Source organism: Pseudoalteromonas sp. 2CM28B (assembly GCF_023161935.1).
This window is the reverse complement of record NZ_JALNTH010000001.1, coordinates 86,117-99,885: the sequence shown is the minus strand read 5'-3', so window position 1 is coordinate 99,885 and position 13,769 is coordinate 86,117. Positions and strand designations below refer to the sequence as shown.

16 protein-coding genes and 1 tRNA gene are annotated in these 13,769 nt (G+C 41.1%); 5 read left to right on the top strand and 12 right to left on the bottom strand.

Annotation, left to right across the window (positions count from 1 at the left end; genetic code table 11):
* The first annotated feature begins 12 nt into the window (after window positions 1-12).
* Entirely contained in the window at window positions 13-822 is an 810-nt protein-coding gene (locus MTN96_RS00460) for a DUF2797 domain-containing protein (RefSeq protein WP_055252638.1), read from the top strand.
* Window positions 823-824: 2 nt separating this feature from the next.
* On the top strand, window positions 825-1,118 hold the full coding sequence (locus MTN96_RS00455; RefSeq protein WP_096740211.1) for a hypothetical protein: 294 nt from the start codon (window positions 825-827) through the stop codon (window positions 1,116-1,118).
* A gap of 48 nt (window positions 1,119-1,166) precedes the next feature.
* On the opposite strand, the gene MTN96_RS00450 is transcribed toward MTN96_RS00455, so the two are convergent.
* The 6 genes from MTN96_RS00450 to MTN96_RS00425 all read right to left on the bottom strand — a co-directional run bounded on the left by MTN96_RS00450 (window position 1,167) and on the right by MTN96_RS00425 (window position 6,128).
* Entirely contained in the window at window positions 1,167-2,084 is a 918-nt protein-coding gene (locus MTN96_RS00450) for a histone deacetylase family protein (protein WP_054983278.1), read from the bottom strand.
* A 77-nt stretch (window positions 2,085-2,161) separates the two neighbouring features.
* Window positions 2,162-3,703: a serine hydrolase gene (locus tag MTN96_RS00445; RefSeq protein ID WP_248530487.1), complete on the bottom strand. Its 1,542-nt coding sequence runs from the start codon at window positions 3,701-3,703 to the stop codon at window positions 2,162-2,164.
* A gap of 11 nt (window positions 3,704-3,714) precedes the next feature.
* Window positions 3,715-4,209: a gamma-glutamylcyclotransferase family protein gene (locus MTN96_RS00440; RefSeq protein WP_029772759.1), complete on the bottom strand. Its 495-nt coding sequence runs from the start codon at window positions 4,207-4,209 to the stop codon at window positions 3,715-3,717.
* A 15-nt stretch (window positions 4,210-4,224) separates the two neighbouring features.
* A complete protein-coding gene (locus MTN96_RS00435) occupies window positions 4,225-4,851 on the bottom strand; it encodes a LysE family translocator (protein ID WP_054983275.1) in 627 nt (208 codons plus the stop codon).
* Between the two features lie 11 nt (window positions 4,852-4,862).
* Window positions 4,863-5,636, bottom strand: a complete 774-nt coding sequence (locus tag MTN96_RS00430; RefSeq protein WP_055252632.1) for a hypothetical protein — start codon at window positions 5,634-5,636, stop codon at window positions 4,863-4,865.
* 9 nt (window positions 5,637-5,645) lie between these two features.
* On the bottom strand, window positions 5,646-6,128 hold the full coding sequence (locus MTN96_RS00425) for a CreA family protein (RefSeq protein ID WP_004588642.1): 483 nt from the start codon (window positions 6,126-6,128) through the stop codon (window positions 5,646-5,648).
* A gap of 168 nt (window positions 6,129-6,296) precedes the next feature.
* Between MTN96_RS00425 and MTN96_RS00420 the strand changes: the two genes are divergently transcribed.
* The gene (locus tag MTN96_RS00420) at window positions 6,297-6,626 is read left to right on the top strand and encodes a 5-carboxymethyl-2-hydroxymuconate Delta-isomerase (RefSeq protein WP_004588643.1); all 330 of its coding nucleotides are present in this window, start codon (window positions 6,297-6,299) and stop codon (window positions 6,624-6,626) included.
* A 113-nt stretch (window positions 6,627-6,739) separates the two neighbouring features.
* On the opposite strand, the gene MTN96_RS00415 is transcribed toward MTN96_RS00420, so the two are convergent.
* Window positions 6,740-8,620: a methyl-accepting chemotaxis protein gene (locus MTN96_RS00415; protein ID WP_055252630.1), complete on the bottom strand. Its 1,881-nt coding sequence runs from the start codon at window positions 8,618-8,620 to the stop codon at window positions 6,740-6,742.
* A gap of 196 nt (window positions 8,621-8,816) precedes the next feature.
* Window positions 8,817-9,770 carry a LysR family transcriptional regulator gene (locus tag MTN96_RS00410; RefSeq protein ID WP_064387367.1) on the bottom strand — a complete coding sequence of 318 codons (954 nt, stop codon included), beginning with the start codon at window positions 9,768-9,770 and terminating at the stop codon, window positions 8,817-8,819.
* Window positions 9,771-9,914: 144 nt separating this feature from the next.
* On the opposite strand from MTN96_RS00410, the gene MTN96_RS00405 reads away from it, so the two are divergent.
* The gene (locus tag MTN96_RS00405; protein ID WP_248530486.1) at window positions 9,915-10,736 is read left to right on the top strand and encodes a DUF4437 domain-containing protein; all 822 of its coding nucleotides are present in this window, start codon (window positions 9,915-9,917) and stop codon (window positions 10,734-10,736) included.
* Window positions 10,737-10,809: 73 nt separating this feature from the next.
* Here the strand turns inward: MTN96_RS00405 and MTN96_RS00400 are convergent, their stop codons facing one another.
* The 4 genes from MTN96_RS00400 to MTN96_RS00385 form a co-directional block, all read right to left on the bottom strand.
* Window positions 10,810-11,391: an outer membrane beta-barrel protein gene (locus tag MTN96_RS00400; protein ID WP_064387369.1), complete on the bottom strand. Its 582-nt coding sequence runs from the start codon at window positions 11,389-11,391 to the stop codon at window positions 10,810-10,812.
* A 266-nt stretch (window positions 11,392-11,657) separates the two neighbouring features.
* Window positions 11,658-11,734 (bottom strand) — tRNA-Ile (locus MTN96_RS00395).
* Window positions 11,735-12,003: 269 nt separating this feature from the next.
* Complete coding sequence (locus tag MTN96_RS00390) at window positions 12,004-12,162, bottom strand: YqaE/Pmp3 family membrane protein (RefSeq protein WP_004587604.1); 159 nt, start codon at window positions 12,160-12,162, stop codon at window positions 12,004-12,006.
* Between the two features lie 65 nt (window positions 12,163-12,227).
* Window positions 12,228-12,794, bottom strand: a complete 567-nt coding sequence (locus MTN96_RS00385) for a BON domain-containing protein (RefSeq protein WP_004587605.1) — start codon at window positions 12,792-12,794, stop codon at window positions 12,228-12,230.
* A gap of 317 nt (window positions 12,795-13,111) precedes the next feature.
* Here MTN96_RS00385 and MTN96_RS00380 point away from each other — a divergent pair, with 317 nt between their 5' ends.
* Window positions 13,112-13,768, top strand: a complete 657-nt coding sequence (locus tag MTN96_RS00380; RefSeq protein WP_024031434.1) for a LiaF domain-containing protein — start codon at window positions 13,112-13,114, stop codon at window positions 13,766-13,768.
* The last annotated feature ends 1 nt before the right edge of the window (window position 13,769 follow it).

The window sequence follows — 13,769 nt, the reverse complement described above, 5'->3', positions numbered from 1 at the left end:
GGCCAAGTAAAGATGCAAGGCACTTTGCGTAAATTAAAATCGAGCTTAACAGAGCCGGTTCAATATCATCTTCCTGTGGGCGACAACCTAGTCGACCTAAACGCACTCATTGGTAAAGAGTTAACGCTGACGTTTAGCGGTACCATTTTATGCTCAAACTGTGGCAAAAAAACCAAAAAGAGTTACTCGCAAGGCCACTGTTTTGTGTGTATGCGTAAGCTTGCTAGCTGCGATATGTGCATTATGAAACCAGAAACCTGCCATTACGATAAAGGCACCTGTCGCGAGCCGCAATGGGGCGAAGAAAACTGCATGATCCCGCATTATGTGTATTTAGCCAACACCTCTGGGCTTAAAGTAGGCATTACTCGCCATACGCAAATACCGACACGTTGGGTTGATCAAGGCGCCACTCAAGCACTGCCTATTTTTAAAGTACAAACACGTTTGCAATCAGGCTTAGTTGAGGTGGCATTGGCCGAGTTTATTGCCGATAAAACCAATTGGCGTAACATGCTAAAGGGCCAAAACGAAGCCATTGACCTTAAAGCCGCCGCGGCAGAGCTGATCCCGCAAATTAGCGATAAATTAAACGAGCTAAGCGAGTTATTTGGTGCCACAGCCATAGAGCAACTTGATGAAGACGTGGTTGATTTAAACTTTCCGGTGACAGAGTACCCTACTAAAATTAGTTCGTTTAATTTTGATAAAAACCCTGTAGTAAGCGGCGTGCTGCAAGGTATAAAAGGTCAGTACTTAATTTTTGATACTGGCGTTATTAATGTGCGTAAATTTACCTCATACGAGGTAACCGTAGGGTAACTATGCTAAACAGCTTTCCACAGTTATTAATTGTTTATAATGAGCTTGAAATAGCGCACGATAAACAAGAACAAAAAGCCTGTTTGCACAGTGTTACGCAAAGTGAGCTTAGTAATGTGCGCGTGTTGAACAAGCAAGGTGAGTACGTTGACCTACACGGCGCTGCATGCGCCCCTCTTTCACAGGAGCAGCTAGCGCAACTGGTAACCACTTATTTATTAAATGAAGGGCAATGCTGCCTTGGCAAAATTAAAACCCTTAATACCAAGCAGGCGTTTGATTTACTGGGCTTATAACCCTTAGTTATACCAATTCGCTTAATTAAGTATTATTGCGGATTGCTATTAGTACTCACTAAGCACTTTTATATGCGCTACAGCACTTCTTCCTAATGCTGATAGCGCATAGCCCCCTTCAAGGTAAGATATAACACCTTTGCAGCCACTCTCTTTTGCAACGTCGCATAATTGCTCTGTAAGCCAGCTGTAGTCATCTTCTACAAACTTTAAACTTGCCATGTCATCTTCTAGGTGGGCATCAAACCCTGCACTGATAAATAACAGCTCTGGCTTAAAGGCTTTTAATTTTGGCAACCATTGGGTATTAAACACTTCTTTTAAATCATCGCCACTACTGGCAATTGGCAAAGGGGAATTTACTATGTGGCTGTTATTTTTTACGGCTGTGTTTGGGTAAAATGGGTATTGAAATAGCGAACAAAGTAATACGTTTTCATCGTTTATAAATATGTCTTGGGTGCCATTACCATGGTGTACGTCAAAATCAGCTATTGCTATACGCTTAATGCCTTTGCTTTGAGCATACTTAACTGCTATTGCTAAATTATTAAATACACAAAACCCAGAAGAAGCGTGTGCATTGGCATGATGCCCTGGCGGGCGTACAGCGCAAAACGCCGCATCGAGTTTATCTGCGAGAATTTCATCTACAGCCAACAACCCTGCTCCTACGGCGCGCTCTACCGCTTTAAACGAATCAGGGCAAAGCCAGGTGTCGCCATCAAGGTTATGCAGCCCCTGCTGAGGAACTAAGCGCTCCACAAGGTTAACTAATGACTCATCATGGGCTAATAAGTAATGCTCACGCTGCGCTTTAGGCGCTTGTAGATGCGTTAAGCCAATATCTACCCCACTTGCCAAAAGTCTATCGGCAATAGCGTCTAGGCGCTCTGGGCACTCTGGATGATCGTCAATCATTTTATGTTTACGGCAATGAGGATGTGAAATAACTGCAGTACGCATAAACGCTCCTTTAATGTGAGTGCTTAATATAACAAAGCCACCTTACGGTGGCTTTGCGACTTTGGTGTATAGCATCACTACTTAGCTTTTAAATTTAGGTTTCTAAAATCAAAACTAAAGTCTGTTACCGCTGTTGATACCGCGCGCATTTTGGCGCTATTTACACGGTTGTTTGCGCCCATATCAAAACGAATAAACGCATCGGCCTCGAGTAGCTTTTCATCCCACTTAACAATAAACGTATTACCTGTGTAATGCTCAAGCGTGCCTTTTAAGCGTTTGGTATGGGTAAAATCAATACGTAGTTTGCCATCTAGTTGCTCAATAATTACATCGCCGTACCAATCATCATGTAACGTGCCGGTGTAATTTATATTAGGTAACTGTGGCTGGTAATCTGCTGGGGTGTCGGGTTTTGCATTGGCGTAGGCTTTTTGTTTACTCGCAAAATGTTTTTTAGCCAACTCTTCAACCCAGTCTTTATCTTCAAGCTCAAGGGCATCTTCAAGCACTTCGTGGGTTACTGCCGAAAGTGCACTAAATGCTTGCTGATTAGATAAAATAACAATGCCGAGCTTTTTCTCAGGCAATAATGTAACTTGCGACACCATACCTAAAATGCCCCCGCCGTGGCCTAGCTTTTTAAAGCCGTGGTAATCTTCAATGCTCCAACCTAGCCCATAGCCTCTAAATTGCTGATGATAGGCCTCATACGCACTTTTAGAAGCCATAGAGGTAATATGCGGGTGCCACATTTGCGCTTGCTGTTTTTCACTAAATAGTTGCTCGCCGCTTGGCATTTTTCCGCCAGCTAACTGCGTTAGTAACCATTGGCTCATATCGTTTACGCTCGATGCAATAGCCCCTGCGCCTCTAAAGTCTTCTAGGTAGTTAACAAAAAAAGGATTGAGCTTGCCATCCATTGGTATGTGGCCAATTGCCCAGTTTTTATTGCTTTTTGGAATACGCGAAAAGCCCGCGCGCGAGTTATCCATGTGCAAAGGCTGTAATATATTTTTTTCGAGGTAATCATTCCAGCTCATTCCTGATACACGTGCCACCACTTCGCCTGCGGCTACAAACATTAAGTTGTTATAGGCATACTGGCTGCGAAAGCTGCTGGCTGGCTTTAAATACTGTAGACCGACTAAGATATCCTCTATAGATTTATCAGTACTTGGCCAAATCATTAAATCGCCCTGCCCAAGCCCTAAGCCACTGCGATGGCTTAATAAATCACGAACACGCATTTCGCGGGTGACGTAGGAATCGTACAACCTAAACTCAGGTAAGTGGTCAATTACCCTGTCATCCCAGCTTAACTTACCTTCATCAACCAACTTAGCCAGCGCTGCACTGGTAAACGCTTTTGTGTTTGAGGCAATACCAAAAAGTGTGTCTTTGTTCACTTTTGCATTTGTATTGAGGTTGCTTGTCCCAAACCCTTTAGCAAATACAACTTTATCGTCTTGCACAACCGCTACCGCCATACCCGGTACGTCAAAGCGTGCCATTGAGGTGTTAATGACCTCTTCTAAGTCCGTGGTATTAATTTGTGCCCAACTATTAAAAGTGGCACTGGCAAGCAACGCTAAACTGGCTAATTTAGTGAGTTTCATGGTTATCCTTATTATTTTTGGTGCACTGCAAATTCAATATCAGCACGCTCTTTATTTGTATCGGGCTTATGCGGCCGATTAAGTATTGCATCACTGTATTCTTTTGGTACGCCCGCCTCAAGCGCGCCGCGATGAACGTGCTGAATATACCAGTCGTATGGCAGTACATCGTTATCGTGAGTGTTAGCAATATAGCAATGGGCCTCTATTTGCTCACCATCTAACAAAGTGGGCTTAATAGCCACGCAATCGTAGCCTGGGCCTTCTATGGTATCTAAAATTGCTTTTTCGGCTTCATCAAGTTCATACACCACGCCATATACCAAGGCGTTTTTGTCATCACTTTTTTGAATACTGCACTTACCCGAGCCATCTTTAAATAGCATATTAAACGTAAGCTCGTAGCCTTTTAGTACAGCTGTGCCAACTCGCTTTGCTTTTGGTAAACGCGCAAGCAAGCGGTTAGAGGACATATTCGATCCAAACGAAAAATTATAAATAGGCATGACTTCTCCCTAAGGTTAAATTACTACACGAATGGCTAAAGCAATTAAAATAACACCTATACCCCGGTCAAACCAATAGCCGCTTTTTTGAAAAAATGCCCGTACACTGGGTTTTGACAGCACTAAAGAAAGCATAGAAAACCACACCCACGTTGCCAAAGCCATATAAACCCCATACACAATTTGCACGCTAGTTGGTGTAGTTACACTAATAACTAAGGTAAATAACGACATAAAAAAGAGAGTGGCTTTAGGATTAAGCGCGTTGGTTAAAAAGCCGCGCCTAAATGCATGCCATACGCTTTCTTGTGGGGTTGTTTTGTTTTCTATGTTGTCTGTTTTATTTACCGGTGGTTTGGCAGCCCTTAATGCTTGTACGCCTAAATAGGCTAAATACGCCCCCGCAACATACTTTAATGCCATAAATAAATTAGGCGACTGCGTTAAAATTAGCGCTACCCCTAATACGCAATATCCTACGTGTAATAAAATAGCAGCGCCCACACCAGCGCTTGTCCATAGGGCGTTACGCCTGCCCTGCTGTATACTTTGTTTGAGCACCACGGCAAAGTCGGGGCCTGGGCTGGCTACTGCAAAAAAGTGGGCGATGGCAATCAGTAAAAATTCGTCTAAGTAGTTCACAAGTATCCGGTTTAAGTTGGTGCATAGGCAAGCAATAGCGGATTAGCAGAGTTATCAACTAATGCTTTGATCTCTTTTTGGGCTTTTTTAAATTGGCTGCGCAAATGTGGCTTTAAATGTTTTTTAGAGTCACGATCGTTTTTAAAATAACTGATCAGCGCGTGCATAAATACGGTATGAGTTTCGCTTAGCTTCGCTTCACGATTAGCATAAGGGTTATAGCACGAGCCACACCCGCCTTTAAATTGATACACAGTGTTGCTCATCATTACCCCAAACCCTAAAAAACAGGCCAGCGCATCGGCCGCTTGTGGCAAGTAGTCTTTACCGCCTGGCGGTAACACCCCAACATGATGAATTAATACAGTAGCCAGCGTGCCGGCAAAGCTGGCCACTAAATCTTGCGGCTGATTAATTTGATTAGGATTAAACGAGATATTAATCGTGTGGCTTGGCGGTACAATAAGTTGGCTTTGCTCTCCGCGTAAGTGTTCAGCAAATTCAAAATGCGGAAATACTTGCGGCTGTAACTGTTGTGGCGCAACTAATTGTATTGGCCACGCACTCATACCTGCGTAATCACGTACTCGTACAAATACCTTAGTGGCCATTTCCTCAATACTCGATACCGAATCAGGAAAATGCGCCACCGTTGGCAATATTATTTGCGTGTGCTTGGTAAAAAATGCGGCATCAAAGTGCTCTACCGCCCAAATAAAGGTATCAATTAGCCACTGCTGCTCGGCTTGTTCAAGCAGCGGCTTTGATTTAAATAACGCTAACATAGTGTGCTCTTATTTTTGTTCAAGTGCCCAGTTCCAAGCTTGTGTATTGTATAAAGGCACAGTTGAAAGTGCGTGGTGGTGGCTGCCGCTCGACTCCTTAGTCGAGTACGATAAGTACAGTAATGTGCGATTTTGTGCATCGTAAATACGGCGTACTTTTAGCGATTTAAATAAAATACTTTTTGATGACTTAAACACCACTTCGCCCGACTTACTGCGATCTATTGCTTGTAACATATCGGCTGTAATTGGCCCAGTTTGGCGACACGCAATAGACATATCAGAGGGATCTGAAAAATCTAAGTCGGCCTCAATATGGCTAATATGGCACGTAACCCCTTTTACTAGCGGATCTTGCTGGGAATTTACCACTACATCTTTAGTAGTAAACAGCCCTAAGCTCACCGATGCAACATCATCTGAGCAGGCACTTAAGGTAACCACTGCACTTAATAGCACAGCTAAACGTTTAAAGCGGTGTGGTAATTTCATATTAATCCTTAATTTTGCTTTATAAGCGAAGGTTCACGTGACTGTTTTTATACTACCATCAAAAATTAATACAACTAAATTTAGGCCATTGAGGGGTTAGCGCACAGTTCAGGCTTTGGTACAATTATACGTACGCCCACGTAGTAACTCATAATAGGAAACGCGTAAATGCCGCACATTATTATTGAACACTCTGAAGATCTTCCTGTATTACCGCAAGTACTTGTTGAAAAAGTGCACAACGCGACTTTTCAAAGTGGTTTGTTTGACTTAGAAACCATTAAAACCCGCGCTATTGCTTATCAGCAATACCAGCTAGGTGAAGGAAAAGAAGGGTTTATTCATATTGCGGCGCATATCATGGCCGGGCGCTCTATTGAACAAAAACAAATGTTAAGCGAGAGCTTGCTTGAGTGTTTAAAAACTTATTGCCGAGATTCTGACAGCTTAAGCGTTAATATTTACGACATTCAACACGAAATTTACCGTAAAAATTAACCCGTTTAAAAACGCGTTGTTATTAACCTAAACTTTGGATAATAAACCTCTTAACCAAAGCTTAGATTAACTAAGTAACAACGCGTTTTTTAGCTTAATGTTGTCACTTTTTTTTAAAGCGTAAACTTACCCAGTAAGTCTTTTAATATATTCGACTCTTCATTTAGCCCATTGCATAGCTGCTCTGAGGTTTTCATATTTTGTTTTGTTTGCTCAGCAGAATCAGAAATCATCACCACATTTTGACTAATTTCTGAGGTAGCCAACGTTTGCTCGCGGGTGGCTGTTGCCACTGAGCTATTTAGCTCACTTAGCGTAACAATTTCTTGAGATATACCCGTTAAGGTACTCCCCGTTACTTTTAAACGTTCGGCGTTTTCTAGGGTATTTTTACTGCCAAGCTCTATAGCCGACACCGTACTTGAAGCCTTAGAATTTAACGTGTCTATCATTTCGTTAATTTGCTCGGTCGACTCTGCAGTACGCATAGCAAGGGTTCTTACTTCATCGGCTACAACGGCAAAACCACGGCCGTGTTCGCCTGCCCGCGCGGCTTCTATGGCAGCATTGAGCGCCAGTAAGTTAGTTTGCTCCGATATTGCTTTAATAACATCAAGCACCTGCGTAATTGACTTTATCTCTCCTGAAAGCTCAGTTACCGAGGCAACCGAGGTAGCCATGGCGTTTTCTAGCTGCTCCATTTGCTTTATCGTGCTATTTACAAACTCCACCCCTTTATGAGTCGCTTCTTCTGTTGAAGTCGCAATGTCAGAGGCGTTACTGGCACTGTTTGAAATGTCTTGTACGGTTACTTCCATTTCGTTAACGGCTGCCGCCACCGTTTGCGTGCTCGATGATTGTACCTCGGCCAAGTTAGCCGCGCCCTGTACTTGTACTAACACATTTTCTGAAATGCTTTTAACATGGTTTGCTGAGTCCGACACTTGCTTAAACATGCCATGTAACTGCTCTAAAAATAAATTAAAGTTAGCGGCAAGCTCTGATATTTCGTTGTTATCGTTAGTAGGCAGCCTTACGGTTAAATCGCCATCTTTTTTAGTTAACGCGCTCACTGCAGCAGTTATGTTTTCAATGGGTTTAAATATTTGCGACACTAAAACTCTGGCCAAGGCAAAGCCAATAATGGCAATGATCACACCAAATAATAAATTGCTATTAATGGCACTATTTATTGGCCCGTATAACTGCTGCTCGGGCACTTCTGCCACTAAATGCCAACCTAATGACTCAATAGGCGTACTCGACACAACATAATCTTCGCCTGCCATTGTTTTACTAATAATGGCGCCATTTTTAATATCGTTAATATTAATTTTTTGACCCATTTTACTTCTGTCACTGTGAAGCATTACCTCACCTTCATCAGAGACCAAATACACCACGCCGGCTTCGCCAATACGGTATTCGTTAATTAGGTTGATCATAGAATCGAGCGAGCGCCCTACGCCTGTAATGGCGGTACGCTCACCATTAATTTGCAGTGCATAGTTAATAAAAACCACCATGCTATTTGTGGTTTTATCTATATCCAGTGCTATTTCAAAGGGTCTGTTAGAGGATAAAAACTGATCAAACCATACATCTTCGCTTCTATCTATCTGTCTAGATATGCCAATATCGGTGTAATAGTTGTTGGTATTTTTGGAAATTATATAAGCAATAACTGCGTTGTTATCTTTTTTAATACTGGCTAAATAATTAATATAATCGGCTCTTGCTTGCTCACTCTCACCGTTACTTAGCCACTGTTTAACAAAGCTATTTTGCGCAATTTCTTTGGCAACAATTATAGGAGTGGCAAGTTCGAGTTCAATTTTGCTTTTTACTTCACTCAATGCGGTGGGTAAATCAACCTTTGCGAGCTTTTCATCGGTATGATTTTGAATACTATTTGAAAATAAAAATGTAGAAACCGCTAACGGCACAACAATAGCCAAAATAAGACTAATATAAACTTTTTGTTTAAGTAACATACGATACCTGTAAATGGATAAAGGACTTAACTAACACTTGCTTAGAATAAATATAGGATCGGCTGAGCAATAAGCCCAATAATTAGAAAAAATAGAACATAAAAGAAGAGCGTGTATTTTAATTTAATCCATCACAGGAAAGCGAATTAAATTTTAAAGGTGCAAGGCTAGCAACACTAACCTCGCGTAAGGTGCACTAGGGTGAATCGGGCCATTCTTGCTCGTTAATTATCCCTTGCGCAATCAGGTTTTTTCTTAATTGGCTAATAGTGTGTTTTAACTCATCACGAATAAGCCTAATTGCGGGCGTTATAAGCTGGCGGCTAGGTAGTACTAACCACATTTCAGTGAGGGGGATTTTGTAATCGGGCATTAACCTTTTTAGCCTGCCCGCTAATAAATCTTCAGCTACATCAATGGCCGATTTTTTGGCTATCCCGGTGCCATCAACACACCAACGCCTTACTATATCGCCATCGTTAACGGCGCGGTCGCTGCTCATTTTAACCTTGTATTTTTGATTATCGTTATACAGTTCCCACCCATCATGCACTACCTCGTAGAGCTTATATAAAAGGGCATTATGATTCAGTAGGTCATCTGGCGTTAACGGCTCACCGTGCTTTTTAATGTACTCAGGCGAGGCGCATAGCACATGTGCAATGTTACAAATTTTAAAGCCGTATAAATTTAGCTCCTGTGCGGCCTCTTTAGTTAAGGCGCGCAGCGCAACATCAATTCCATCACGGTAAAAATCAGCGCGGCTGTCGCTTGCTTGTAAGCGCAGCGTCACTTCGCTGTGTTTATCCATAATATTATTTAGTAATACCCGCATAAGGTTGCGCCCCATTTCCGATGACACAGCTATACGCACTTCACCACTAATGGATTGCTGCTCCTCATGAATAAGCACTTGTCCTTGTTGCAATAAATCGAGTGCCTGCTGACACAGAGGTAAATACCGTTCCCCTTCAGGCGTGAGGCGAATTTGCCTTGTTGTGCGCACAAATATTTGTGCCCCAAGCGCCTGCTCTATTCGCTTTAATGAGACACTTGCAGCCGATGAGCTCATATCTAATTGATTTGCAGCAGCTGTAATTGATTGCAGCTCAGCCACTTTGAGTAATACTTGTAAATCAGCTATTTTCATCAAACCCTCTTATTGCATAAACCAGCATGCGTAACTATAACGTTATTATCCACGTTTTTGCGAAAGTGTATTTAACTTATGCCCATTTATTGACTGAATTTTAAGCCGTACTATAGCGCTATACCAACTTAACGGAGCTTTTAAATGAAATTTTTACTAAACGCATCAACTCTTGCACTGGTTGCAACACTTATATCAACGCCAGCCTCTGCAGAGCAAAGCGCATCAAAAGTTGTTGCTGCAAGCAATATTGACTGGGGTTACTTAAACCCGCTACGTGGTGATAAAAGCCCTGGCGCTGCAGATTTATGGGGAAACCGCACAACCGACACTGCAACAGGCATGTTAGTACGCTTTAAAAAAGGCTTTGAATCTCCGCCGCACATTCACAACATTACCTACCGCGGTATCGTTATTGAAGGGCAAATGCATAATGACGACCCAACAGCCGAAAAAATGTGGATGCCAGCGGGTTCGTTTTGGACACAACCAGCAGGTGAAAACCACACTACAGCAGCCAATGCTGAAACAAATTTAATTTACTTAGAAATCGACTCAGGGCCGTACTTAGTTAAACCAACTAATGCCCAGTTTGATAATGGTGAGCGCCCGTTAAACCTACATGCAGACAACATAGTATGGCTAAACAGCAGCGATTTAAACGACATTAACGCCCAAGGCGTGCAAACCGCCTACCTTTGGGGAAGTACAGCCGATATGAACGGCTCAATGATTAAACTTCCTGCCGGCTTTAAAGGTGAAATAAAAACAGATGCAAGCGAATTTCGTGCTGTTGTTATAGCCGGCGCCGTTGAGTACAACTCAAGCGAGCAAGATAAAGCGCAAAACCTAAGCGCAGGCAGCTATGTAGAATCAACCGGTAACTTTACCCACACGATTGAGAACACTAGCGACAAAACAGCCACTATTTACATTCGTACTAACAGTAAGTACCAAGTAAATTAGAAACTACTTATAAAAAGTAAATGGCATAAAAAAAGCGCACTGTTTAGTGCGCTTATTTTTTATTTATTAATACTTAAAAGCTATAACGAGCAGTTAAGCTTACTAAATCTAGCTCGTCCAATGAGGTGTAATTAGCCCCAAGTGAAACGTTGTTATTAATGTAGTAACGTGCGCCCACACTGAAAGATGTTTCACTCTCATCTGCAATATCGACATTGCTTACTCGGCCATCTAGCTCAATATTATCACTTACCATAGAGCGAACACCTACAGATAGACTATAGCCATTTTCGTCATTCGAAGCACTACTTCCACGATACGATGCCTCTAGCTCTACGTTTTCGTAAGTTGCTAAACCATAGAAGTCAGTGTTCGCGCCAATAGCTGTGCGATAACCTATTCCAGCACTAAGCCAGTTTAAGTCGACATCAACACCATCATCTGAATTACCCAGAGTTTGGTATTGACCAGATAGGAAAAAGTTTTCGCCTAATAGCGTGCTACCATCAAATGTCCATCCATCTGCATCATCGCCATCAATATCACCGCCAAGATAACCTCCAGCAACATAGTTAAAGTTAGGTGACTCTGCAAAAGCAGCTGGACTTGTAATAACAGCAGTCACTAGCAAGATTGCAATTTTATTCTTTTTCATAATACTTCCTTTTAAATTTATTTTAACAACCTTAAATTGTCCCTAGGAAAGTACACAACTAGGTTCTTGATTGCAAATATGAATCTAGCAACCGAACCAACATATGTCGCTGTTATTAGTAAAAAAGAAAAATGATTGAAGCTGGTTTTTAAATAATAGAGGCGGTATAGGCACACAAACAACTAACCTAAATACTGTATAAAAAGTACCGTAGAAAATATTTTGTATTGGCTATAACTATTTAAAAATTGGAAAGCTTTGAAAAGTGGTGGCCCCTCCCAGACTCGAACTGGGGACCTAACGATTATGAGTCGTGTGCTCTAACCAACTGAGCTAAGGGGCCAACTTTGTATAACTACGAGGTAGTTAATTTTTGAAGCGTTTAGCCACTGAGCGACTAAAGCGGGTTGCAGTATAAAAAGTTTTTTAAGGCTTGTCACTAGCAAAAACCTTTATTTTAACAATCAGTAAGCTGACTGCTTAAATAGTAATCTTTTTGCATGCGAATAGGCAGGAAATAACAGAAAAATAAACACAGAAGTATGTAAGCCGCTTTTTTACAATTTTAATAACTATAAAAAAGTGGCCGGCTCACATTGAACACACCACACATTATTTTTTAGCGATAATGTAGATAGCGTGAATTAAACCAGGGAAGTAACCCAGTAAAGTTAGTAAAATATTTAGCCAAAAGTGCATACCTAAACCAACTTGTAAAAATACACCCAGTGGCGGTAATAAAATCGACAGTATTATACGAATGATATCCATGATATAGCTCCTTTAAAAATGACAAGCAAAAAGCCCAGCTAAGCTGGGCTTTTTAGTATAGTGTATTATTCAGCAACAATAGTTAGTTCATCTACTACGTCACGAACATCTTCAGCATTTTTAGCAATTTTTACTGCTAACTGCTTTTCAGCTTCTGTTTCAACAGAACCTTTAAGTTTTACTATACCGTTGTCGGTATCAACATCGATATCTGTACCGTCAACTTCTGAGTCAAATAAGAAACGTGTAGTAATTACTGTGGTGATTTTAGCGTCAGTTAAGTCGTTATCGTCATCATCCATAGTGTCACGATCTTTGTCGTCCATATCCATGTTTTTCACAACAGTTAGGTTGTTTTCTACATCAGATACGCCATCTAGGCTAATTACAAGTTCTTCAGCTAGCTCTTTATCAAGGTCGCTGTTTACTTTACCTGTAAGTACTACCTTGCCATTTTTTACATCAGTGTTAATGTCAAAGTTGTTTAGATTAGTGTTCATAAGAAGCACTGTTTCTGCCTTACCATCAATCCAAGCATCTTTACTTTCATTTTCCCAAGTGCCCGCTTGAGCACCCATAGCTGTAGTACCTAGAACTAAAGCCGCAATCATAGATTTGTTGAATGTTTTCATAATCTTTCTCCTTTTGATTAAAGACACTTTTATGTATGCGAGCTTTAGGCCAACTTTATTAACACTTTAAATTCATGAAGTTAGCTATTTTATTGGGTATAAATAAAAATACCTCCGAGTAAACATTTACAGGCTATTAGGTAAAACTTTCTTAAGTGGTGAAAATAACGATTATATTGCTGTTTTGGTTAATCTATCGTTAATATAATAAATTAAGCGGCGCTACTAAAATAATAAGCCATTGATATATAAATAGTTAAGTTTTGGTACACCACTTGCTATGTACAGTGGTAACTCATATAAAAAGGATTATTCCCATGTCTGTAAAAATTGAAGACCGCCCAATAGAGCAAGTTCGCGAACAAGTGATAGATCAACTTATTTATAACTACAGCCATGGCGTTATTTCAGCTGAAGCCTTTGAAAGGCGTTTAGACAGTGCAATGGAAGCAACCGATAATATCGCGTTACTTAATTTAGTAGAGGATTTAACCCTTACTACAGATACCCAGTACAGTGCTCAAAAGCAAACGCAATTTGCCCCTAATTACAGTGCCCAACAAGCGGATGAAGAAAACTTAACACTGCGAAGCATTTTAGGCTCAAGCGAGCGTAGCGGCCAATGGGTGGTGCCTAAAGATATTTACATTCAAAACTATATGGGGTCGATTGTTTTAGATTTTACTGATGCTATTTTTGCCCACCAACATGTTACCGTGCATGTAAATTGTATTTTTGGCAGCGAAGAAATTTACGTACCAGAGCACGTTAATGTAGTTTCTAAAATGTTTTGTATATTAGGTAGTTTTGAAAACAAAACGGTGTCGCTTAATAAGCGCCAAGGCCCCACAATTAACCTCGAAGGTAAAACAGTTTTAGGTTCGGTGGAGGTAAAAGTTAAACGCACCATTAAAGAAAAGTTTGTGAGTTTTGCTAATGATTTAAAGGCCCAGCTTGGGGTGAGTAATAAATAAT

What these genes read in the sequence shown, in the direction of transcription:
- MTN96_RS00380 (WP_024031434.1), top strand. Translation starts at nt 13,112, where the DNA reads ATGTCTGTAAAAATTGAAGACCGCCCAATAGAGCAAGTTCGCGAACAA.
- MTN96_RS00385 (WP_004587605.1), bottom strand. Translation starts at nt 12,794, where the DNA reads ATGAAAACATTCAACAAATCTATGATTGCGGCTTTAGTTCTAGGTACT.
- MTN96_RS00455 (WP_096740211.1), top strand. Translation starts at nt 825, where the DNA reads ATGCTAAACAGCTTTCCACAGTTATTAATTGTTTATAATGAGCTTGAA.
- MTN96_RS00460 (WP_055252638.1), top strand. Translation starts at nt 13, where the DNA reads ATGCAAGGCACTTTGCGTAAATTAAAATCGAGCTTAACAGAGCCGGTT.
- MTN96_RS00420 (WP_004588643.1), top strand. Translation starts at nt 6,297, where the DNA reads ATGCCGCACATTATTATTGAACACTCTGAAGATCTTCCTGTATTACCG.
- MTN96_RS00425 (WP_004588642.1), bottom strand. Translation starts at nt 6,128, where the DNA reads ATGAAATTACCACACCGCTTTAAACGTTTAGCTGTGCTATTAAGTGCA.
- MTN96_RS00415 (WP_055252630.1), bottom strand. Translation starts at nt 8,620, where the DNA reads ATGTTACTTAAACAAAAAGTTTATATTAGTCTTATTTTGGCTATTGTT.
- MTN96_RS00405 (WP_248530486.1), top strand. Translation starts at nt 9,915, where the DNA reads ATGAAATTTTTACTAAACGCATCAACTCTTGCACTGGTTGCAACACTT.
- MTN96_RS00400 (WP_064387369.1), bottom strand. Translation starts at nt 11,391, where the DNA reads ATGAAAAAGAATAAAATTGCAATCTTGCTAGTGACTGCTGTTATTACA.
- MTN96_RS00440 (WP_029772759.1), bottom strand. Translation starts at nt 4,209, where the DNA reads ATGCCTATTTATAATTTTTCGTTTGGATCGAATATGTCCTCTAACCGC.
- MTN96_RS00450 (WP_054983278.1), bottom strand. Translation starts at nt 2,084, where the DNA reads ATGCGTACTGCAGTTATTTCACATCCTCATTGCCGTAAACATAAAATG.
- MTN96_RS00390 (WP_004587604.1), bottom strand. Translation starts at nt 12,162, where the DNA reads ATGGATATCATTCGTATAATACTGTCGATTTTATTACCGCCACTGGGT.
- MTN96_RS00445 (WP_248530487.1), bottom strand. Translation starts at nt 3,703, where the DNA reads ATGAAACTCACTAAATTAGCCAGTTTAGCGTTGCTTGCCAGTGCCACT.
- MTN96_RS00430 (WP_055252632.1), bottom strand. Translation starts at nt 5,636, where the DNA reads ATGTTAGCGTTATTTAAATCAAAGCCGCTGCTTGAACAAGCCGAGCAG.
- MTN96_RS00410 (WP_064387367.1), bottom strand. Translation starts at nt 9,770, where the DNA reads ATGAAAATAGCTGATTTACAAGTATTACTCAAAGTGGCTGAGCTGCAA.